The organism is Enterococcus canintestini (genome assembly GCF_001885735.1).
In the GTDB taxonomy this organism is placed as follows: Bacteria; Bacillota; Bacilli; order Lactobacillales; family Enterococcaceae; genus Enterococcus_C; species Enterococcus_C canintestini.
The window spans coordinates 239,600-262,125 of the sequence record NZ_JXKG01000001.1 but is presented as its reverse complement, the minus strand read 5'-3'; the positions used below and the strand labels follow the sequence as shown (position 1 = coordinate 262,125).

The 22,526-nt window shown below is 36.0% G+C and carries 21 protein-coding genes and 1 tRNA gene; 6 read left to right on the top strand and 16 right to left on the bottom strand.

Annotated elements, in window-relative coordinates:
* Window positions 1-59: 59 nt before the first annotated feature.
* The 3 genes from RU96_RS01230 to RU96_RS01220 form a co-directional block, all read right to left on the bottom strand.
* Window positions 60-2,810: a helicase C-terminal domain-containing protein gene (locus RU96_RS01230; protein ID WP_071863726.1), complete on the bottom strand. Its 2,751-nt coding sequence runs from the start codon at window positions 2,808-2,810 to the stop codon at window positions 60-62.
* A 202-nt stretch (window positions 2,811-3,012) separates the two neighbouring features.
* The gene (locus RU96_RS01225; protein ID WP_016172403.1) at window positions 3,013-3,213 is read right to left on the bottom strand and encodes a cold-shock protein; all 201 of its coding nucleotides are present in this window, start codon (window positions 3,211-3,213) and stop codon (window positions 3,013-3,015) included.
* A 280-nt stretch (window positions 3,214-3,493) separates the two neighbouring features.
* Window positions 3,494-4,615 (bottom strand): baeRF6 domain-containing protein, encoded by a 1,122-nt coding sequence (locus RU96_RS01220; protein WP_071863725.1) that lies wholly within the window; start codon window positions 4,613-4,615, stop codon window positions 3,494-3,496.
* A gap of 171 nt (window positions 4,616-4,786) precedes the next feature.
* On the opposite strand from RU96_RS01220, the gene RU96_RS01215 reads away from it, so the two are divergent.
* Entirely contained in the window at window positions 4,787-6,121 is a 1,335-nt protein-coding gene (locus RU96_RS01215; RefSeq protein WP_071863724.1) for a Y-family DNA polymerase, read from the top strand.
* A 99-nt stretch (window positions 6,122-6,220) separates the two neighbouring features.
* Here RU96_RS01215 and RU96_RS01210 read toward each other — a convergent pair whose 3' ends face one another.
* Complete coding sequence (locus RU96_RS01210) at window positions 6,221-7,153, bottom strand: DUF7916 family protein (protein WP_071863723.1); 933 nt, start codon at window positions 7,151-7,153, stop codon at window positions 6,221-6,223.
* A 480-nt stretch (window positions 7,154-7,633) separates the two neighbouring features.
* Between RU96_RS01210 and RU96_RS01205 the strand changes: the two genes are divergently transcribed.
* A tRNA-Arg gene (locus RU96_RS01205) sits at window positions 7,634-7,707 on the top strand.
* 33 nt (window positions 7,708-7,740) lie between these two features.
* On the opposite strand, the gene RU96_RS01200 is transcribed toward RU96_RS01205, so the two are convergent.
* The 11 genes from RU96_RS01200 to sfsA form a co-directional block, all read right to left on the bottom strand.
* Window positions 7,741-8,901: a GNAT family N-acetyltransferase gene (locus tag RU96_RS01200; protein WP_071863722.1), complete on the bottom strand. Its 1,161-nt coding sequence runs from the start codon at window positions 8,899-8,901 to the stop codon at window positions 7,741-7,743.
* 179 nt (window positions 8,902-9,080) lie between these two features.
* Complete coding sequence (locus tag RU96_RS01195) at window positions 9,081-9,494, bottom strand: DUF3284 domain-containing protein (RefSeq protein ID WP_071863721.1); 414 nt, start codon at window positions 9,492-9,494, stop codon at window positions 9,081-9,083.
* Window positions 9,491-9,688, bottom strand: a complete 198-nt coding sequence (locus RU96_RS01190; RefSeq protein WP_071863720.1) for a DUF3188 domain-containing protein — start codon at window positions 9,686-9,688, stop codon at window positions 9,491-9,493. The genes RU96_RS01195 and RU96_RS01190 overlap by 4 nt, the downstream gene beginning before the upstream one ends.
* A gap of 69 nt (window positions 9,689-9,757) precedes the next feature.
* Window positions 9,758-9,979: a hypothetical protein gene (locus RU96_RS01185; protein WP_071863719.1), complete on the bottom strand. Its 222-nt coding sequence runs from the start codon at window positions 9,977-9,979 to the stop codon at window positions 9,758-9,760.
* Window positions 9,980-10,129: 150 nt separating this feature from the next.
* Entirely contained in the window at window positions 10,130-11,551 is a 1,422-nt protein-coding gene (locus RU96_RS01180) for a PTS sugar transporter subunit IIC (RefSeq protein WP_071863718.1), read from the bottom strand.
* A gap of 125 nt (window positions 11,552-11,676) precedes the next feature.
* Window positions 11,677-11,979: a PTS lactose/cellobiose transporter subunit IIA gene (locus RU96_RS01175; protein WP_379924011.1), complete on the bottom strand. Its 303-nt coding sequence runs from the start codon at window positions 11,977-11,979 to the stop codon at window positions 11,677-11,679.
* Window positions 11,980-12,027: 48 nt separating this feature from the next.
* Window positions 12,028-12,351 carry a PTS sugar transporter subunit IIB gene (locus RU96_RS01170; RefSeq protein WP_071863716.1) on the bottom strand — a complete coding sequence of 108 codons (324 nt, stop codon included), beginning with the start codon at window positions 12,349-12,351 and terminating at the stop codon, window positions 12,028-12,030.
* A 142-nt stretch (window positions 12,352-12,493) separates the two neighbouring features.
* Window positions 12,494-15,199 carry a sigma-54-dependent transcriptional regulator gene (locus RU96_RS01165; protein ID WP_071863715.1) on the bottom strand — a complete coding sequence of 902 codons (2,706 nt, stop codon included), beginning with the start codon at window positions 15,197-15,199 and terminating at the stop codon, window positions 12,494-12,496.
* Window positions 15,200-15,253: 54 nt separating this feature from the next.
* The gene (locus RU96_RS01160) at window positions 15,254-16,522 is read right to left on the bottom strand and encodes a DEAD/DEAH box helicase (protein ID WP_071863714.1); all 1,269 of its coding nucleotides are present in this window, start codon (window positions 16,520-16,522) and stop codon (window positions 15,254-15,256) included.
* Window positions 16,519-17,541: a Gfo/Idh/MocA family protein gene (locus RU96_RS01155; protein ID WP_071863713.1), complete on the bottom strand. Its 1,023-nt coding sequence runs from the start codon at window positions 17,539-17,541 to the stop codon at window positions 16,519-16,521. The genes RU96_RS01160 and RU96_RS01155 overlap by 4 nt, the downstream gene beginning before the upstream one ends.
* Before the next feature lie 56 nt (window positions 17,542-17,597).
* On the bottom strand, window positions 17,598-18,338 hold the full coding sequence (sfsA, locus tag RU96_RS01150) for a DNA/RNA nuclease SfsA (RefSeq protein WP_071863712.1): 741 nt from the start codon (window positions 18,336-18,338) through the stop codon (window positions 17,598-17,600).
* 124 nt (window positions 18,339-18,462) lie between these two features.
* On the opposite strand from sfsA, the gene RU96_RS01145 reads away from it, so the two are divergent.
* The 3 genes from RU96_RS01145 (at window position 18,463) to RU96_RS01140 (ending at window position 20,543) form a co-directional block, all read left to right on the top strand.
* Window positions 18,463-18,810, top strand: a complete 348-nt coding sequence (locus tag RU96_RS01145; RefSeq protein ID WP_071863711.1) for a DUF4828 domain-containing protein — start codon at window positions 18,463-18,465, stop codon at window positions 18,808-18,810.
* Window positions 18,811-18,913: 103 nt separating this feature from the next.
* Window positions 18,914-19,060 (top strand): hypothetical protein, encoded by a 147-nt coding sequence (locus tag RU96_RS12995; protein WP_016172419.1) that lies wholly within the window; start codon window positions 18,914-18,916, stop codon window positions 19,058-19,060.
* 181 nt (window positions 19,061-19,241) lie between these two features.
* The gene (locus RU96_RS01140) at window positions 19,242-20,543 is read left to right on the top strand and encodes a serine hydrolase (RefSeq protein WP_071863710.1); all 1,302 of its coding nucleotides are present in this window, start codon (window positions 19,242-19,244) and stop codon (window positions 20,541-20,543) included.
* A gap of 111 nt (window positions 20,544-20,654) precedes the next feature.
* On the opposite strand, the gene RU96_RS01135 is transcribed toward RU96_RS01140, so the two are convergent.
* The gene (locus tag RU96_RS01135; protein ID WP_071863709.1) at window positions 20,655-21,137 is read right to left on the bottom strand and encodes a GyrI-like domain-containing protein; all 483 of its coding nucleotides are present in this window, start codon (window positions 21,135-21,137) and stop codon (window positions 20,655-20,657) included.
* A 131-nt stretch (window positions 21,138-21,268) separates the two neighbouring features.
* Here RU96_RS01135 and RU96_RS01130 point away from each other — a divergent pair, with 131 nt between their 5' ends.
* Window positions 21,269-22,471 carry a YdcF family protein gene (locus tag RU96_RS01130; RefSeq protein WP_071863708.1) on the top strand — a complete coding sequence of 401 codons (1,203 nt, stop codon included), beginning with the start codon at window positions 21,269-21,271 and terminating at the stop codon, window positions 22,469-22,471.
* The last annotated feature ends 55 nt before the right edge of the window (window positions 22,472-22,526 follow it).

Here is a 22,526-nt window from a genome sequence, read left to right as displayed (position 1 = left end):
AATTGCCTTTAATTATAGCAGACTTCAAGTTAAAAAGTTTTTCAGCACTTAAAATTCTGCTAATCTTTTAAAAATTTTGTAATCTCTTCAGTCATTTCTAAAAGCGGAATCTCTTTGATTGCAACTTTTTTGGGAATAGACTGACGTAATTTTTTGCCATAAGTAGTATTTACAAAGCGCCGATCCAACACTACTAGTATACCTTGATCTTCTGGGGAGCGAATGAGACGTCCATAGGCTTGACGTAATTTTAACATAGCGTTTGGTAAAGATTCTGTCTGAAAAGGATCAGCCCCAATCGATTTCAAAAAGTCATACCGCGCTTTAACCATGGGACGTTTGGGATTTTCAAAGGGTAAGCGTGTCACAATCACAAGCTCCAACTGTTCACCAGGAAGATCAATACCTTCCCAAAAACTATCTGTGCCAAATAAAATCCCAGACTCACTTTGACTAAAGCGTTTCAACAGCTTATCTCGACTGCCACCAATTCCTTGGGCAAGTATTTCTCGTCCATTTTCTAAAAAAGATAAATGCATTTTTTCATATACTTTTTGTAAAACTTCATGGGAGGTAAAAAGTACTAAGGCAGGACGATTAAAATCTTTCAATAAAGCAGTCAAATTTTCTGCCAAAAAGTGACTATACTCATTAGGTGAAAGTTGTGGTATATACGCTGCTTTAGTCGGAACTATAACTTCTGTTTGCTTTTCATAATCAAATGGTGATGGCACTATTTTTAAACTAGCAGCAGGGATTCCCAATCGTTTGGCAAATAAATTACGGTCTTTGGTAAGCTTTAGCGCCCCACCAATATAGATGATCTTTTCAAAGCGAGGATACCATTTTGTTTGCGGTAAAATCGCTGCTTTGAAATCTGTAACTTGAAAGGTTAATCCTGATTGTCTTTCATTTCTTAAGACCCAGTGAAGATAACGAGGCGCAAAATCATGACAAAAGCGTTGCATAATACGTCTTTGTTTTTCTAAATCATTTAATAAATCTGCTAATGTAGCAAAATCAATTTGAGCACAAACGCCCCAAGCAAGTCGCCGTTTAGCGAGAAATTGTTGCCAAAGAGCACCAATTTCGCTACTTTCTTGTAAAAACAATTCAATTTTTTTGAAACATTTCAAAGTTTTTTTATCAAAATTCGTAAAATCTGCTGCCGTTACGATTTCTTGATCTAAAGATAGTTCTGTTAACAATAAATCTGTTAATGTCTCATAACAATCAGTCAGTGCGATTAACTCTTCTTGTAGTAAATGAACTAATCTTTTTCCTTCTGACTCTTGTGTTAACCAATTATCCAGCCTAGTAAAAACACCTTCTTCACTTACAGCTTGTTCGACACGTTTAGTAAAAGAAAATGTATTAAACGATTCTGCGGCGATTTTTTCACAAATCGCTGGTAAATGATGGGCTTCATCGATAATTAGATAAGGTGATTCAGGTAATAAAGGTTCTTTTCGCAAACTTTCTTGCGCCAAATAAGCATGATTAACAATCAGGCAATTACTTTCTTGCATCTGACTATTTAAAAACTTTAAAAAATCATAGGGATAAAATGGCGATTTGGGTGATAAGTAGTTTACGCCATGATGCGCCACGTCTTGGAAAAAGAGATGATTTAAATTAATTAAATTCAGTTCGCCCAAGTCCCCTGTTTTGGTTTTTGTTAACCAGACCAAAACTGTCATTTGATAAAGAGTGTATTGCTTTTGTGGTATTGGATTTAGCAGGGTCTGTTTAAACCTCGCTAAGTCTAAATAATGTCGTTTACTTTTTACCACTACAGCTTGAATTTTTTGATCTAAGAAACGATTTAACAACGGAATATCTTTTTTTATAATTTGTTCTTGTAATAGTAAAGAAACTGTGCTGATGACAAGTGGTTTTTCAGGTGTGGCTAAAAAACTCGCTGGTAGCAAATAACCAATCGTCTTGCCCATGCCTGTTGCGGCTTCAATTAATAAATCTTTCGTCTCTGTTTGCGCAAAATGTTGATAAACCAAATTCATCAACCGCGCCTGCTCTTTACGAAAAGACAACTTATTTTGATAGAGTTTTTCTTTTTGAGTTTTCTTTTGCGGATAATTTTTTTGATAGTGACTATCTTCATACAACGTAATTGCTTTTTTTTTCAATGCAATCCCGTCCACTATTTCTAAATCATCTGCTAGCGGTGGATTTTCTTTTACTTGTTGCTGATAGATATTTTCAATATAATCTTTCGTTTGCATCGCAGTTAGGGTAGCTAATTCACTAATTGTCTTTAATGTAACCAGTGGCAATTGTCGCATGATAGCTTCAATGTAAAGTAGTAGTGCTGCGGTAACCTCAGCATCACTATCAGCTTGATGTGGATTATCATGTTGCAGGCCAAAACTTTCCGCTAAATCACTTAACCGAAAACTGCTTTCTTCTGGCAAAAAAATTTGAGCCAATTCAACAGTATCGATACCCGGAATTTCTAAAGGCAAAACACCACAACGCTTTAATTCAGCATTTAGAAATTGATAATCAAAAAAGATATTGTGGGCTACAAACACAGTATCTGCTAAAAGATCAGCAATAATAAAAGCAACATCTTCAAAATAAGGTGCTTTTTGAACACGGCTATTTGTAATATGCGTTAAATTTTGAATTTGCTTAGGAATTTTCTTTCCAGGATTAATATCCGTAGCAAAACGATTGATTAGACGGCCATTTCTAATCAAAACACAGCCTATTTGGATAATACGATCAACTTTTGGGTCTGTGCCTGTTGTTTCAATATCCACCACGGCATACGTTGTATTTTGGTTCATGATCAGCCATCTCCTAGTAAATTGATAATCGTAATAAAGGTTCATTTGAAATTATACTATTTTTTCAATAGTCATGAAATAAAAACCTGTTTTTCGTAAACAAAGTAAAATATGGTAGCTTGTTCCTTATTAAAATCATATAGCCTTAAATACAAAAAAAGCCTGACGAGAAATCTCGTCAGGCTTATAAGTTTAATTTAAATTAAGCTTTGTTAACGTTTGTTGCTTGAGGGCCACGTTGACCTTCTTCAACATCAAAAGTTACTGCTTGGCCTTCTTCTAAAGTTTTGAAGCCGTCGCCTTGGATAGCTGAGAAGTGAACGAATACATCGTTACCGTCTTCTGCTGTAATGAAACCAAAACCTTTGTCTGCGTTGAACCATTTAACTGTACCTGTTTGCATATTAAAAATCCTCCTTGTGTGAAACACACGTATTTGTGCAATTCCTTGTATCCGGTGAAAAAGTGGAAGATGTTTAAATATGAAACAAGCTTGCCATTAATTACCTTTACAATAACTACAAAAAGAATTGTACCACATATATTTTATAAAAGCGAATTTATTTTGACTAAATGTTAAGAAGATTTAATAAAGGCCCCAAAAAGGCTCTCCTTTAAAAGAAATCTTCTATTTTCATGGGTGATATTAAAAAAGTCCGTTTCAAAAGAAACGGACTTTTTTTCTAATAACGTAAGATTGCGACTAAACTTTTTTCGTCCGGTGCATCTTTTTGTTCTAATACAAAAACTTTACCACTATTTTTAATCACATCTGCAGCCAAATTGTTTAATACTTGGCGACGATCATATTCTGTATCTGGATCTTCACCAAAACCATCTACTAAATTAGACGTTGCGATGAACAGATGTGAAATCCGTCCTTCTTTAGCTGCTAAAGCAATATCTGGTAATTGATCAACAAATTTTTTATCTAATAGTTTTTGATAAGAAGCAATTTCAGCTTGCGATAAAGTTGTCGTAATTTCAGCTAAATCTGCTTGAATTTTTTGAATGTCCAATTGCGCTGGTGAGCCAGAAATTGCAGCATCCGCGCGATAATAAGGTGTTTTAGCATATTTTTTAAACATCGTTTGATTTTCAGGTAAAGCATATAAATAAAGTGGATAATTTTCAGCATTATTAAAAGTATCTTTAAAGAAAGTATCTACTGCTTGATAGTAGTTTACCCAATCAATTTCGACTTCTTCATCTTTGGCGTTAACACCATGATAGGCAACCCCTTCTTTTGAACCAGTTTGACTACCTTGTGAACTGTAATTTAAATTTCCGCCTGTTAATTCGTCACCTAAAGCTGTTTTAACATCAATTGGCGCATCGTCTGGTAAAGCGACTTCACTAATTTCTTTATTGTCGACAAAATAAAGTTTCATCGAATCACGATTTAACGCTAATAAATAGTAGGTGTAATTAAATTGACCATTTTTAATGAAAGCCAATAAATAAGGTAAATCGCCAACATAATATTGATCATCTACTGCAATATTTAAACGATGAACCAGCGTTTCTTCAGGCGTTAAGAAGACGGCGACACTTTTAGTACCACTACGCCAAAATGAGGCATCAGCTAAAAGGACGTCAATTTTATCTTGAATTTTTTTCCATTCTTTTTCAGGATATTTTTTCTCAAAACGTTTTTTGGCTTCTTTGGCAAAGTTTTTAAATTTTATTTGATCTTTTTCTACATCTTGGTGGGCAACGTGTGTATTTAACATAATCGTAACAAAAGGCCCTTTTTCAAGATCAGCAGTTAACTGCTGCAAAACTTCATTTCCAACTTTGGTCATAAAACATTACCTCCTAAAAATAATGAATAACACTACACTAAAAGTGTAACACGCTTACATTTTTACATAAAGCAATAAGACCTTATCAAAGTTTTTATCGACAAAAATACAATTTACTACTTTACAAAAACAAACACACGTTCGTATAATATAAGCAGTGAGGTGAGAATAATGACAGCGAATTTTGATTATCGTAAAGAAGATGTTCAAGATATTTTATTTATTGATGTTAAATCATTTTACGCTACAGTGGAGTGCGTTATGCGCGGACTTGATCCTTTAACTACTCGTCTAGTTGTAATGAGTAGTGAGGATAATACCGGTAACGGCTTAATTCTGGCATCTTCGCCTGCAGCAAAAAACGACTTAGGCATAAGCAATGTGACGCGTGCCGATAATTTACCAGATGATTCCACCTTATTGAAAGTTCCTCCTCGCATGAGTCTATATATTAAAGAAAATATGCGCTTTAATGAAATTTTTCAACAATATGTCGCAGATGAAGATTGGCTTCCTTATTCAATTGATGAATCCATTTTAGATGTTACCCATTCTTTAAATCTATTTTATCCTGACACTACTGAGTCGCGTTATATGAAACGGATGCGTCTAGCTCGCCATATCCAAAATGAAGTGAAAGAAAAATTAGGTCTAGTTTTATCCATTGGTATCGGTGACAATCCCCTGTTGGCAAAATTAGCATTGGATAATTTTTCTAAACATAGCTCCAATTTCATTGCTGAAATTCGCTATCAAGATGTTTTAACTAAAGTGTGGTCTATCCCTGAATTGACCGATTTTTGGGGAATTGGAAATCGCATGAAAAAGCGACTTTATAACTTAGGAATTGATAACATTAAACAACTCGCTAATAGCGATCCTCTCCAACTACAAAATCATTTCGGCATTTTAGGTCTACAACTGTATTACCATGCCAATGGTATTGATCGCACAATTATTTCAGAAAAAGCGCCCCAAACAAAAGAAAAATCTTATGGCAACAGTCAAGTTTTACCAAAAGATTATACCAATCAAACAGAAATTGAAATTGTGATAAAAGAAATGGCTGAACAAGTTGCTACGCGAATTCGGCGACATCATTGTTTGACGCAATGTGTTTGTCTATACATTGGGGCTAGTCGTGGGGAGGAAAAAGCTGGTTTTTCCCATCAAATGAAAATTTCTGCAACGGACAATACCAAAGAATTAGTGAACCACTGCCTTACAATTTTCCGCCGTTATTATACCGGTCAAATTGTCCGTCACATTGGCGTTAGTTACTCAAAACTAGTTTTTACCAATGCCAAGCAGCTCAATTTATTTACACCGCCGGAAGTGCAGCTAAATGAAGAACGCTTGGATCAAATAATTGATAAAATTCGTTCCAAGTATGGTTTTTCAGCAATTATCCACGCTACAAGCAAATTAACCGGTGCCCGTAGTCTTGCACGAAGTCACCTAGTCGGAGGCCATAACGGCGGCGCTGGTGGGTTAGATGGTTTATAACTTATCATAAAAAGTAAAACGATGCCTTTTAATTCTCAAGCCATACATAAAGGACGTAACAAAAAAGTCACGTCCTCTTTCTAACCTATCTATTTAATATTAACGATTGATTGAGCGAGCAACACGATTAAGTGTGTGGCGCATTCCGCGAATCGCTATAGACATTTCAAAAATATTTTCTGCTGGTGCCATCCCACCATAGCCAGCATCGCCAATATGTTGCAAATCTACGCCGCAAATTTTATTGGTAATCGCCATTTGACGCAGTGTTTCTGGTCGGGCACTTTCCTGACTGGTGCCAATTGCGGTCATTGTTAACAAGTCATTTTCCTTTGCTAGTTTGACTGCTTCAATTAAATCTTGCTCTAAAAAGCCTTGAATCGTCCCTACAGCTGGAAGTAATAAAATATCTGCTCCTGCATTTGCATAGGCTTCAATCGCTTCTGTTGTCACAACAGGCTCACTTGAACCAGCACTGTGCATCTTGCCTGCAATAACTAGCCCTGAAAAATGTTCTTTTGCAATTTTTACTGCTTCTGCAATTGCTTCATTCGTTACCCCTGTACCTGGGTTACCTGTAAAGCAGATGAAATCAACTCCTAATTTTTCGGCTTCTTTAATCGTTTCAACTGAGCTAGTACGGCCTTTTGAAATCACCACTTGCTCACTCATTAAATCTAAATCAGCTGGAATTGGTTCTAAATTAATCCCTATTGGTCGCCCGGTTAATTTTTTTAACATAGGAATCGGATTTTCAATTACTGCATTCTTATCAAAAATCATTTCTGAAGTTAAGCCAGGCATGCCAAAAACAACTGGCCGAAAACAATCAAACCCATTTAATAAAATCAAATCGGCACCAAAAGCCGCGGCAACTTCAGCATTAGTAATTTCGCCTGCTTGTGGAATTGTTTGAACAACTGTTTCCGTTACAACTACACGACCTTCACTGGCTTTGATGGATTGTTTTAATTCTTTGGCACTCATTTTTTTAACATCACTGTAATCAGCACTAATCAATCGTTTTACCATTTTTCTTCCTCTTTCTTTACGGATGATTTCATCCTTTATTACTAAATTTTGCAACTATTAAAACTTTTTTACTCATTACTTTATTAATAATGTAATTCCTAAATTTCAACACTTTTCCATTTCTGTGATACTTTAAGTGTCTCAAACAGTAGTAAAACACGAAAAGATAACCGTAACTATTCAACTATTTTCCAGCGTAATAAAATAACACAGAAACTGTCATAACCCCGTCAATGATAAATAACAGTTATAAATTTTTATAATTGCATTTCTCTTTGCCAGCAAAAAACGTCAAAATGTTAACTCAAAACGGCAATCCTGTAGCCTGTACAAAGTGGCAGTCCTCTCCAAAGCCTAATACAGCAATTTTACTGTATATCAATTGACTCAAATTTAATGGATAGGTTATACTAGGATACAGTCATTGAGCTAAAAATAACGACCAGTTAGCTGTTAAATAGCAACGCAACAGTAATTTTTGTTCCCGTAGCTCAGTCGGATAGAGCAGTCGCCTCCTAAGCGACAGGCCGCTGGTTCAATTCCAGTCGGGAACGTTAGTGAAGTCCATTTTAGGGCTTCTTTTTTATTTAAAAATAATCTCCTAATAACGGTTTTTCCGTTGGTAAAAGCGTTATTAATTGGCGTTCCAAATCAGTTGAAAGTTCAATTTTTTCAGCTGCACGTAGCTCATTTAACGAAACGCTACCCAAAAATAACTGTGTGAAACTTTGTGGCGTTGCTTTTATACGGGGAAGCTTACTTGACACAACTTTCTTAACACTTTTTTCTGGCGTAATTTCATAGCATCCGTTATTAACAGGTAGAAAAGAATCCGTGACAATTTCAATCGTGAAACTTTGCTTAATCTTATTTTGCCAAGGATAAGCCTTTAAAAACGCCAGTATATTAACTACCCGCGCCATCATATAAGGCAATATTTTCACATCTACTTGTGGATTACAAACTTGTAGCAGTTTTGTCTCACCATTATAAGGACAGCTCCAACCAATCTTTTTGACAGTCCCACTATGCGCTTTAATAAAAGCATGTAAAGCATTAAACCCTGATTGTGTTAACGCAATTAATTCCATAATTTCTAATTTATCTTGAACAATTTGATAAGCTACATATCCTCTAGCTTCGTTTTTTTCTTCATATATGGCAAAGTTAAAATCTTTATGCAAGTCAAATTTATATTTCAACCACCATTCTGCTCGTTGTAGACCACCTTTTTGACTTTCGTCACTTTTTTGGTAAATTGTCTTCATTACCTCTTTTGCAGCTGGAAAAGTAATGCGTCTAACTTTTCCCATCGATTTTTCCGCAAAAGGCCACATTTCAGGGGATGCTTCATACCGAATTTGTAAAAATGCTGATTCATAGCCATAGCGACGGTAAAAAGGATAAGAAAATGGCGCCAAATAAGAAAGCTCTGTCCCTTGCTTATAACTATCTTGTAAAATCTCTTTCATAATAGCATCAATTCGGCCTTGTTTACGAAATTCAGGATAAGTAGAAACAAATCCGATCCCCTTCATTTTAAAAGTTTGATCCCAAAAATTTATGAAAAAAGGCGTCGCCATAATTTGACTGGCTAGTATTTCATCAGCAAATGAACCATAATTTTCTGAATTTTTTGCTAAATACGTAAACCGCTCTTTTTGTTCTGCACTTTTATTTTGTACAAAAGCATAAGCAGCTAGATCAAACATCTGTTGAAAGTCCCCTTGTATCTTTCTGACGGTCACAAAAACCCCTCCAAAGTAAGTGAAATCCTTGCAAATTTTTAAATACGCTACCAGTTTGTTTTTTTGCTTAAGTGTCATCAAAAGCAGTTTTATAACTTTAAACAAATAGTATTAAAATCTTTATTCCTAACAAAATACTAAATTTTCTGTAAAGCAAAAAAGGTGTCCGTAGACCCCTTTTAATTAGCACTTGCCATATTTTCTAACATTTTACCAAACTGGCGTTTTCTAAAAAAGCCCAGCATTATCCCCAATAGCAAATCATTCATCTGTTGCATAAAACCAAATGATTTCATATTTTCATTGTAAATAACGAGACATTTGTTTTCATCAATTGGTGTAATCTCATAACGGACGACAAACTCATTACGGCTAGTGGAAGTTTTAAACTGATAAATACGATTTTCAACAAGTTCTTCAATGACAATTTTAGCGCTGCTATTTTTAGAAAATTGTTTAATGTAAGAAAAATTTTTTAATTGTTTACGCGTAATAGATTTTCCTGTTGCTTTGCGAACATCAAATATAACAGAGTTCATCATTTTATCATAAAAATTTTCTGCTGAAGTATTCAGTTTCTTTTCTACTTTCATGCTTTATCGCCTCTTTCATCTTCTTTTGTTGTCTTTTTTTTACGCCAAATCATGACGCCTCCAATTAAGACAAACGCTAATCCTACAACTAAGCGCCCTACATTCATTTGCTGACTCGGCCCACTAAAACTGTAGATTGTGATTAAAAAGCCAATGCTGCATAAAAATAAGCCGTTTTTTACCATGTTCATCATCCTACTTCCTACTTTTGTAACCCTTTGATTCTTATCCTTCACTTACTTTTTTAGTATAATTGAAGCGACTTAACCTTCTGCAACTGCTTGGAAATATAAAACGCTACCCCAAGGTTGTGCTTTAATTAATTGTTTGGCAGTTGCAGCAGCTTGTTGTGCATCTCCAGTTACATCAAAATATAATTTGATTCCTTTTTTTTCTTTAAAAGTATAGCTAATTCCTTCTTCGTTATAATCAGCTAGTAGATTTTTAATTTCTTCTTGTTGCATTGCACTGGCAATACTAATCATTATAATTCCTCCTTATATCTTCAAAAAACAAGTTAATACTCGTTTGTTAAATAATTTATACCGTTTTCAATTTCATTTTCTCACAACTTCTCTGAGAAGAAAAGAACTGCTTCCACCTCTTTGGGAAGCGAAAACAGTTCTTCAATCATTTTAAAGATCAGTTGGTTGTACTTTATTCGCTGCAATCACAAATGGTGCATAGATTACAAAAGTTACAGCCATACAAATTACTGATACGACAACCGCGCGCCAGTCCATTGCTGTTGCAAGTAATGCGTTTAAGATTGGTGGTGTTACCCAAACAACTTGTTGTGACACTGGGTTTACCCAACCAGCTTGTGTTGCAAAGAAACCAATTGAAACAGATACTAGTGGTGCTAAAATGTAAGGGATAAATAGCAATGCGTTTAATACGATTGGCATCCCGAACATAACTGGTTCGTTGATATTGAAGAGACCAGGACCGACACCTAATGTACCAACTGCACGGTAATCTGCTCGTTTTGAGAAGATTAAAATTGCGATTAGTAACATTAATGTACCACCGGCGCCACCAAACCATGCGTAAATATCAAATGAACCACGAACCCATTTGTAACCGTCGTCTAAGACTGCAGACATACCGCCTTCTTGGAACAAGTTAACGTTTTTAAGTTGGGCTACTGAGAAGACACCTTCTAAAATTGGTGCTAATACGTTGGTACCATGAATACCAAAGAACCAGAATAATTGAACAAACAATGTTACGATTAATACCGCACCATAACCTTGGGAGAAGCCTAATAATGGTTTGGCAATCATTTCTTGAATCCAAGCTAATAATGTCATACCTGGAACTAGTTTAGAGAAGATCCAGTAGAAAATTGCTACTACATATAAAGCTGCTGTCGCAGGAATAATCGCTGCAAAAGCTTTTGATACTGCAGGTGGTACTTGTTCAGGCATTTTAATCGTAATGTTTGCTAGCATTAATTTACAGAAGATAATGCTTGCCACAAAACCAACAATCATCGCTGTGAAGTAGAAGTTGGCATCCATATTGTTTAATGGAATCCATCCCCATGCATTTGCAGTAATGCCATCAGCAGTTGCAGACCAACCACTTGTAGCAGAGTTTGCGTTAATTTGGTCAACCAAATCAGCAGGAACTTTTTGTGCTAATGTTCCTGAGTATGAATATGTCACACCAGAAATAGCAGCCGCTAAAGAAACAATACCACCGGCTAAGTCATTAACGCCGTAAGCACGAGCTAAGTTAAAGCCCCAAGAAAAGGCGAAGATAATCCCGGCAATTGCCAATGTACCATTCCAAACGTAACCATTAATTGTAATGATCGTACTAATAAGAGCAAAAATACCTTTTCCTTCAGCAATGCTTGCACCCCAAGTTGAGATGAACTGACCAGGTAAATCACGAATAATTGCGTTGATCATAACGGCTACTGAACCTGCCATTGTTGCTGGCATTGTGCCGATGAAGGCATCCCGCAAAGCAACTAAATGTTTTTGGGCCCCAATTTTTGCTGCGATTGGAAGCACGTGTTTTTCTAACCACGCTGTTAATGCGTCCATTTTATTTCCTCCTAATAAAAAGATTACAGGTGCCATCTTTTAACAAACAACCACGATAAAAAAGATGAATTAAACTGCTCACCTGCTCAGCAGTGTACTAACGCTTTATAAATCGAATTTGATTCTTATTTGTCAGCAGTCATTTCAGCCATTTTACGATAAACATCAATTACTTCTTTAGCTAAATCAGTTACCGCAATAGCTGTCATTAAATGATCTTGACTGTGAACAGTTAAAAGTGTCACATCAACATGTTTTCCTTGTGCTTCTTGGGTCAACATATTGGTTTGTGAATGATGCGCTTCAGTCAGAGAATTTTCTGCATCTGCGATTTTTTGGTCTGCTAATTCAAAATCACCTTTTTTAGCGGCTTGAATTGCTTCCATGGCATCGCTTTTGGCATTGCCGCCATACATGATTAAACCCATGATGGCTTCTAAGTTTTGTTGTTCTCCCACAAAATTCCCTCCTTATGATTATTCTTCATTCATCAATTTTTCAGCTTGCGCTAAAACTTTTTCACCATTCATCATGCCGTAATCGGCCATGTTGATTACATCTAGTTTGATGCCTTTTGGTGCAACTTTTTGTTCAAATTGTGCTTTCATAAAGCGAACTTGTGGGCCAAGTAGCAAGACATCAACATTTTTTTCTTCTAAAATGTTGTCTGCTTCAGATGCTGAAACCGCGAAAATATCGGCGTCAATTCCTTTTGCTTCGGCAGCTTTTTCCATCTTTGTAACAAGTAAACTTGTACTCATCCCCGCTGAACAAACTAACATAATTGTTTCTTTTGCCATTTTATCTCACCTCTTTTTCATTTATCTTACACTTAACTATAATGCAAAAAGCGTGCCAAAATAAAAAAACGATTAAAACACTGTTATTAAAGCGTTTTAATCGTTGTTTTTTAATACACAGATAGCACACACTATTTACACACTAATCATTGCGTGTAAGCGCATACGCACTACTGATTTTATTTTGTTGAATCATTTGCACAACATAAGCAATTTCATCATCGCTAAACTCTACTTGATAATTTTTGGCAATTGGCATTAAGCTCGTTTTTAATAAGTCACATTCCAAACGATATTTTTTTTGAAAAGCTGCTAAGTTATCAAAGCGCCGTGACGTGCCACCATTGCGTAAATTATCGACTAAAAAGGCCAGATGAATCATAATTCCCGCATCAACACTCGGCTCTAAAACAGCGTGCATTTGGCCTTCCACATGATGCAAAAGTTGTTGTAATTGTATCATCAACTGTTCAACCCCACTTACACTGGTCAAAGCTTCTTGCAAAGATTTTCCAATTTTTTCAAGAGAGATTTCATCATTAACAATTTGTTTTAATACACGCAATCGCTCGTTATCAAATATTTCATAAGCCGAAAAGAAAGGAATATTTTGATAATCAATTTCTACTGTTCCTGCGATTGCTTTAATCTCATACTCTGTCATTAGCGCATCAATATGTTGTAAGAAAGCATTTTTTTCAATAAATTGCATTTGAATCACTTCGGTTTGGCTTTGATCTACTACCGGTACAATTCTATCGTAAAGCTTACTTGCGACACCTTCACCGGTAAAACACGTAACTACAACAGCTTTCTTTTGCTTTTGTTTATGCAAATTGAATTCATCTTTTACAATAGCTTTAAATGACAAGAGGGTATTTTGGTAAATATCTTCTAACGTTCTTCCCATATCCACCATTCTTAATGCTTCTAAGACAACCATTGTACTTGTCATTGAAACAGCTTTAGTGCGGATACCAGTTTCTTCATAAATCAAATCCCCAAATGAATTCAAAGACCCCATATCTGTCAGTAGCAAAATACCCCCGTTCCACTTACCAGTATTTTCTTGGACGTATTGTAGGAGTTGGTTATAAATCGTTTGGACTTCCATATCTAAACTCATATTAAAAGCCACACCAGTTTTTGTATCCAATAATTCTTGCGCTGTTTCAAGCATCGACGTTGCAGTTTGTTTACCGTGCATTAAAACGATAACTTCCACATTTCTCTCTGGTAGTGGTGTATTTTGTCCCACTTGAATGGATAAAAACATACTGATAAATCCAATTTCATCAAAAGGAATTTCAATTTGACAACGATCTTCAATAATCGTTGATAGATCTAGCGCAACTTGAAATTCTTGTTTGAAGTTTTTACGGATATTATTTAAGTCAGGGTGAATAATCGTGTGACCATCTTTTAACCGTTCAATCGTACTTTGCAAATGTAAGGCAAAGGCAAAACGAGCTTTTTCATTGTATTTTCGTTCCAAGCGCTCTTCAGCGACTTCATATAACTCGCTGGTTAATTGCCAAATTTCTTTTGGCAATAACTCTTTATGCAAAGAACTTTGGGTCAATTCTTCGACATACGTTTCAAAATAAGCATCGACATCCCCTAAGATTAGCTGCTCTAAATCGACATTATTTAAATCTTGATTAGCTAAAGTTGTCACCTTTTCTTCAATCGCATTATAAACTTGCATGTTGCGTTCTGGATCTTGGCTCCACACTACTTCAGTGGCGCCTGGTTCAAAACTAAGCAGACTACCTTTTCCTTCTAAGAATTGTTTTAAATCATCGCTATGATCTTTACGCATCAGTAGTCCTTTTTGAACCGGCAGTGATAAGTCTTCTTTACGAATTAAAAGAGTATTTTGTTGCTTAGTCCGATAATGTAAGAAGGCTTTGGCACAAACCAGTTTTAAATCACGTTTAATTTGACCGATATTTCCTTCTGCTTGATACAACATAAAAGCAATAATAGCATCTTGTTCTACTTCAATTTTTTGTTTGAGGCGATTGGCTTCTTGTTTAATGAATAAAGTAATAATCTCATACCGTTCATCTAGTGAGCGTGCCTTAATACTTGGTAATGTAATAGACATCGGGATGCGGCGATTAAAGGTAGTTAAAAAATTCTCGGAAGACTCCGTTGTTGCCCCAATAATTTGAACCGCTGCTTCATAGGTCTTATTACTTTCTCCTAAGGGTCGATACACACCTTTATCAATGAAGGTAAATAGCATTTCTTGGCCTTCTGGGGGTAAACGATGAATTTCATCAAGAAATAAAATTCCATTATCTGCTTTAGCAATTAAGCCAGGACTGTCTTCATTAGCCCCTGTATAAGCACCTTTTTTTATCCCAAAAATATGACCAAAAAGCAGTTGCGGGTTTTGGGCATAATCGGCACAGTTAAAGGAGACAAAGGGCGCATCTTTTTTTAAAGTTTGCGACTTTAAAGCAAATTGATACATACACTCAGCAAAAAGCGATTTACCGGTACCTGTATCGCCAAAAATAATCGTATGCAAGCCTCGTGGTGGATATAAAATTGCAGCTTTCGCTTGCTGAATCGCGACTTTTAAAGAACCCTTTTCACCAACTAAAGCATCAAAGGTTACCGCAGAAGAATTGTCAACGTGAACTTGTTCTTCAGATAGTGGCTCATAAATAACTGGGCGACCTGAATTTTTGACAATCCGCTGCTCTTTTGCCAACTCATTTAAATAGCGACTCGCATTCGTACGATCAATATTTAGTAACTCCCCAATTTGAACTGCCGTCATGCCTTGTTTGCGCATTTCTAATGTGTGTAAAATTTCTTCTTTTCGTGAATTCATGACAAGCTCCTTGCCTAAATTTTTTACACTCTAAGAATAGCACAAAAAAAGGCGCTAAACGCGCCTTTTCCCAATATTTTTTTGTTTACTGTGCCGTTTTTTCTTTTTCTTTTTCTCAGTGCTTACACTAGTGTGCACTTTTTCTATATCTTTGTGTTTTTCTTTTGGTAAATTCTGTGTGTTTTTCTCATTTGTAGCACTCAGTGGACGCTCAGTCACTAAGTTTCCTTTATACAGATAAATTTCTGTTAAGGGTAGTGCCAATTTTTTTGTCATCTTTTTCAAATAAGACAATTCATTTTCTGCTACTAAGGTTATCACAGTACCTTTTTTTCCCATTCGACCTACCCGCCCAGCGCGATGTAGGTAGCTAGCATCATCCATTGGCACTTCTGCATTGACTACCATAGGTAAATCAGCTAAATCCAGTCCCCGCGCTGCTACATCGGTGGTTAATAAACCATTAATTTTCGCTGTTCGAAAAGCATTTAAGGCAGTTTTACGTAACAACTTATTTTGATCTGAAGCAAGAGTTGCAACGGGTAATTGATGAAACTGTAATTTTTCAGCGACGGCGCCTAGTTCGGCTACTTCATTGAAAAAGATCAAACTACGAAAGTCTTTGACATGGAGTAACTTCCGGATTGTGTCGGCCTTTTTACGTTTAGAAGTAATGAGATAAAAGTGATTGACTTCTCCTTGGCTTGCATCTTCTTTTGTGACATCGATTAAAGTGAAGTTATCTTTTGTAATTGTTTTTATTTCCGGCATAACATTTAAGGCGGTGGCAGAAAAGAAATTTAACTGACAAGAATTATCCAAATATTGCAAAATTCCCTGAGCAATTTCTAGTGCTTGACCGGTTAAGAGTTGATCTGCTTCATCAAAAACCACTGTCTGTAGCTGATGGCTTTTGATTTTTTTTGATTTCATTAACTCTAACACGCGTCCGGCTGTGCCCACTAAAATCTCTGGTTTTTCCTTCAACTTTTCTAACTGTCGTTTTGTATTGGCCCCGCCAATTAATGGTTGAACCTTTAAACCCATCTTTTCTGTCCAAAAACGAGCTGTTTCTACTACTTGCATTGCTAATTCTTGTGACGCAGTTAAAATCAACAGCTGATTTCCTTCACCTGAATTTAGTTGCATTAAAATAGGTAATAAATATGCGACTGTCTTACCAGAACCAGTAGGAGCAACTCCGACTACGTTCTTTTTTTCTTTCAAAGGTTCAAAAACTCGTTCTTGAATTAAAGATGGTTTTTGATAGCCGGCTTTTTGCCATTGTTGTAAAAGTGTTCCGGGTAGTTTCTCTAACATCATGAATTTTTTTCCTCATCTTTTTGATCAGCAGTAAAGCGAATACCTGCTTTTTGGCGTAAATCATAAATTAGTTGGTTTACATTACGCGCCAACTCAACCCACTCTTCATATAAAATACCTTGCATTTTGTCCGTTGGATTGTTCAGCACATTCGCAAAGGCCAATGCCTCTTCTTCCATTGGATTTTCTTTTAATGTGATTGGCAACAGCAATCGTTTCTTGGTATTACGATCATAAAATTCTGCTTTTTCAAAAGAGTTAATGCCATTTAACGTTAATGTGCCATTATCAAAATAAATTTCAGACGGTAAGAAAGAATCTCCAATCTTGCCTTGTTGAATCGTAACATCAAATAAATCATAGCGTAAAATAATAGTACCGATACCATCGACATCAGTAGCAATTTTCCGCATAAAATAATGACTTTCATTGGGAACACCAAACCATCCTAGTGTTGCATAAAGAGGGTAAACACCTAAATCCATAAGTGAGCCACCGGAAAATTTTGGTGAAAATATATTTGGTTCTAGCCCATCTAAAACTGCATCATAGCGGGAAGAATATTTCATAAAAGTAAAGTTGGCGCCAATAATTCGATCTTTTAAAGGTAAAAAATCGCTAATGGTATCAAATGCTTTTTCATGAATATTGCGGGCTGCTTCAAAGAAGTAGACATTATGCAGGTTAGCTAATTCAATTATTTCATCTATTTCTTTTGGGGTCGAAAATGCTGGTTTTTCGACAATCACATTTTTACCTGCCAAAATAGCAGCCTTGGCTTGCTCAAAATGAAGGGCATTTGGAGATGCAATATAGACAGTGTGCAAATGGGCTAAATTAAAAAAAGTTTTTAAATCCGTTGTGTACGCTATGTCTTTGTGATACCGTGCGCCAAATTCTTGCGCTTTTTCCAATGAACGGGAATACACTGCTACTAAGTCGTATTTTTTGGTTGCAAGTGCCGCTTCTACAAATTGATGGGTAATCCAGTTTGTACCAATAATACCTAAATTAATCATAAGTTTCGCTCCTTTATTTTCTAAAATTAAACAGTAACAACCGCTTTTGATAGCTGCTAGTCAGCCAATGCATTAGGATCAACAAAAGGATACGTCAAATCAAAGGGTACCTGTTTTTTTAATGTTACTTCTTGAGGGTCTACTTTACAATTATACGCTAAAACTTCCACGCCGTCTGCCATTGCGGTGGCAAAACTTGTAGCTAATTGTGGTTGCATTGCATTGTGAATAGTAGCTAGCCGAATTTTTTCAAATTGGACAATAAACAATACATAAGAAAAGTATCCCGCATCATAAGCTACTTGAAGTTCATTGACATGCTTTAAGCCCCTTACAGTCGGCGCATCTGGAAAAGCTCCTATCTCCTTATTTTCTAAGGTCATGCCTTTTACTTCAATAAATGCTTTGGCGCCAGTATCGCTTATTGCAAACAAATCAAATTTAGAATTGCCATACGTAACTTCTCTTTTTAAAGACAAAAGCTGACCAGGAAAATGCGGCAACACAATTTTTCCACTTAAAATACCATCATAGGCTAATTGATTGGGGAGCTGACTATCAATATTAATCCACATCGTTTCTTTTTTTACCGCCACTAAATCATATGCGGTTTTCCGTTTTGGACCCGGTTGATAATTTAATGCGACTAAAGCACCTGTGATTAAAATTTCTTTACCACGGCCTGTATTTTTCACATGGACCGTGACGATTTTTTTATTATTTATTAATTGACAATGACAAATAAACCGATTATCTCTTCTGATAAAATAAGCCATTTGAATATTTTCATACTTCATCTTCTCACCTACCAGCTAAATCCTAACAAAAAAAGGAAAAACCGACAATCTCCAACCTTAGACCGAGGGCCGCTTAAATTTCTTATGCTATACTACTCCCATCATAAAAAAGGAGGCGCGCCTGATGAAAAAAAATTTACCATTAATGTTAGGAATTTCACTGTTAGCCGGTCTAATTGGTACAATTTTCTGGCATAAAAATAAACATGAACCTAAAGCATTTGTGGGAAGTTGGTTTTATCAGACGCCTTTAGAAAAAGTCCACTTTACCATTGATGAGAATTGGAATCTGACCCGTAATCGACAGCCGGTTAAAACGACGCTAGTTGAATTGACACCAGAACGTCTGATTCTTTTAGATGAGATGGGTTATAAATTAACTTTTCTTTTAAAAAATGACCAGCTTTCTTTTTATGACGAAACGGAAATGGATGGTATTTACCATATCTTATCCCGAGAAGAATTAAAATAGATAAAAAGAAACATTCCAGTGGCTCGATTAGATAATTATTGTTATACTTGTTATGAGGATTTGTAACCGTAGCCAAGTAATTTATAGAAAGAAGGTTTTGCTGATGCTTGCAACGATGATTACACTATTTACCATGTTTAGTTTGGTCGTATTATTGGGCATTTCAGCCTATGCAGTTTTTCGTTATATTAATGACGAAAATCAATTGGAGAAAGTTCCTGTACGCGTAAAAAGTCACCATCGCAATTAATTGTCCCCTATAAAAAGTTTCAATTAGCCACGATTAACGAGTTGAGAAGTCTGCTTCAACTGGTTAATCGTGGCTTTTTTAGCTTTTTTGTGAAACTTTTGGAAGAAGAATTGTTTTGTCTGCTACTCTTTGTTAAAATTACAACTTGTAATGTCTAATTGTCTAATTAAAGGAGCTTATCATGAAAAAAATACAACAAATTCTGATTACTCTTTTACTGTTTTGTGCTACTTTTGGTTTTACTAGCCAAAGTTTCGCCGCCCAAAATACAAATGATTTTTCAGTAGCCGCAAAAGGCGCTATTGCCGTAGACTTCAAAACAGGAAAAGTACTTTATAATCAAGATGGCGATACACCGATGGGAATTGCTTCGATTACGAAAATTATCAGTCTTTATTTAGTTGAAGATGCTGTTAAAGCCGGAAAATTAAATTGGGATGATAAAGTGACTATTTCTGATTACGCTGCAAATCTAAGTGTTGCCCCGGATCTTTCCAATGTCCCTTTACACAAAGAAAATGAATATAGCGTAAAAGAACTGTTTGATTCTGCCGTTATTCAATCAGCCAATGCTTCGGTGGTGGCTCTAGCTGAAAAAATTGCTGGTTCAGAAGCAAAGTTTGTCGATCAAATGCGTAGCCAATTAGAAAAATGGGGTATTCACGATGCTAAAATCTATAATGCTTCTGGTTTGAATAATAAATATTTAGGTGATAATCGCTATCCTGGTTCTAGCCCAGATGCCGAAAATTTACTATCTGCTCGCGATGTGGCCATTGTCGCCAGTCACTTAATTAAAGACTATCCTGATATTTTAAAAGTTTCAGCTACAACAACACAAATGTTTGGTGCTAATACCCAATCACCTGTTGAAATGGTCAACTGGAATTGGATGTTGCCAGGTTTTATTAACGCAAAAGAAGGCGTCGATGGGCTTAAAACTGGTACAACAGAACTAGCAGGCGCTTGTTTTGTCGGAACAATTGAAAAAAATGGACAACGATTAATTACTGTCGTCTTAAATGCTACTGATCATAAAAATAATCCTAGTGCACGTTTTGTTGAAACAGGGAAATTAATGGATTATTGCTATGAGCATTGGCAACAAAAAGAAGTTTTAAAAGGTGGTACTAAACTGCCTGGACAAAAAGAAATTGCGGTTACTGATGGTAAACAACTTAAAACTAGCATTTCTTTAAAAGATAGCGTGACATTATGGGTTCGAGATGATCTAAACGAAAACGATTTAACAATTACACCAAAATTTGATAGTAAAGTAAAAGACAACGCTGTTACCGCTCCAGTAGCAAAAGATGATGTAATCGGGCAGGCAAGTGTCAGCCTAAAAGGTGATGAGCTTGGTTATTTAGAAAAAGCCCCAACCCACACTACAGATATTATTGTTGATAAGGCGGTAGAAAAAGCGAATATCTTCGTTATTTTTGGCCGTCGCGTTGAAAATTTCATTCAATCTGTTTTTTAAATGCAATTAAAAGTTTTGTGACAAATACAAATTTTGTCACAACCTGTATTTCAAAAAAAAAGACGGTGTGACAAGAATTTTGTCACACCGTCTTTTTTATGGTTTGGTCTTTTAAATTGCTACAACTGGAAAATACAATTCCACTTCCCCGGGAGCAAATTCTGGTAAATAATGTTCTTGGATAGCTCCACTTAAAGTTACGTTATTTTGTGGTAAAACTTCTAGTAACATTTTCTCAGTCATTGGCGCCAAATTTTCAACATCTGTTTTAATGACAAAATAATCTGCTGTTGGTATCTGCCATTTTTGCCAGCCGGCAGGTACTTCTGTATGCGTGGGGACTGCAATGCCTGCTAAATAACGCCCCACTTCTTGCCAAGGGGCAAGCCAGGTATTTTCATCGCTCATCAACCCCCATAGATGAATTTCATCGGGCGTAAGCGTAACATTTTTTGCGATTTCTTCAAAATGTTCATTGACATTATCCCATAATAGCGGCACCCATGACGATCCTTCTGCTGCTAGACCACTACCTTCTTTACCAATCACAGTAAAAGCCGGTAAATTGACTTTTTTTATCTCACCTAATTCCATCTTCTGCCTTCTTTCTACTACTCTTTTTCTTTATTGTACTAGAAAATAACTTTTTTAAAAAATCATATCTTTTTCACAAGCCAAAAGAGTTGTAATCCGCTATACTAAAAAGAGATTAAGGAGTTGAATGTATGAATTTTTTACCCGAAGTTTTATTATTTATTTTTTTAATTGGCGGTATTTTAGCTATTATTTCGTGGCGTAAGAAAAGTCCAGATCCTGATACAATCTTTTTTAGCTTAGTCTGGACCTGTATTTGCTTAATTTTTTATTTTTCTGGCATTGAAATTTTACAAGGCAGCTATTTCTTTATTTTACCGCTTCTTTATCTCGCTATATTTTTATGGCAATATTTTAGAAACAAAACCCGCTTACGTAATGGCCTACTGTTCAATATTTTAATTTTTGTTTTTGGTATTTATTTAGTCTATAACGCAAGCATTACCGCAAGTGTGGTCGCTTTTGCCATTTTAGGGCTGGCGTTTGTCTTTTTAGCTGCAGTTTTAATTTTTGGCTTTGTATCATTACTGGTTTTTCTTTATTGGAATGCACTAATCGTCTTAAAAAGAGAATCCCGTTCGCTGGCGAATATGTTAACTTTACTCTTAGCTATCTTTTTAACATTCTTTTTAGTCTATGACTTTTTCATTGCCCAGCGCCTACCGGAATGGTTAACTAGTCTTTTAGCGGCATTACCGTTTATGATGTTTTATTTCGCACTCGTTTTCTTCAATTTTTTAAGCGTCTCAATTTTATATCAGTTTAATCATCCCAAGCCAAACCAAGATTACATTATCGTCTTAGGAGCGGGACTTTTAAATGGTGATAGTGTTTCTCCCCTTTTAGCCAAACGCATAGATGTTGCGATAAAATTTTATCAGCATCAACTAAAAGTTGCAGGTAAACATGCGAAAATTTTAATGTCTGGTGGTCAAGGTGCTGATGAAAAGTTGCCAGAAAGTGTTGCTATGGCAACTTATGCAAAAGAAAAAGGCATACCAGAAAGCGACATCCTCATTGAAGAACGATCAACTACTACTTTAGAAAATATGCAGTTTTCAAAAGAAATTATGGATACAAGTCAGCCTGTACCTTATCGCGTAATTTTCACTTCAAACAACTACCATATTTTTCGCGCAGGTATTTATGCTCGCCAAGCCGGACTAAAAGCTGATGGTCTTGGGGCAAAAACAGCACTTTATTACCTACCAAATGCTTTTTTACGCGAATATATCGCAATCGTTGCCTTGCATAAGAAAAGACATCTCATTGTCTGTGGTTTGATTCTAGCATTTTTTGTTTTCATTTCGATAATGTCATTTTTTGTTGGTTAGACCATGATGAGTACAAACAAAGAGGTGTGACAAAAGCAACTTTTGTCACACCTCT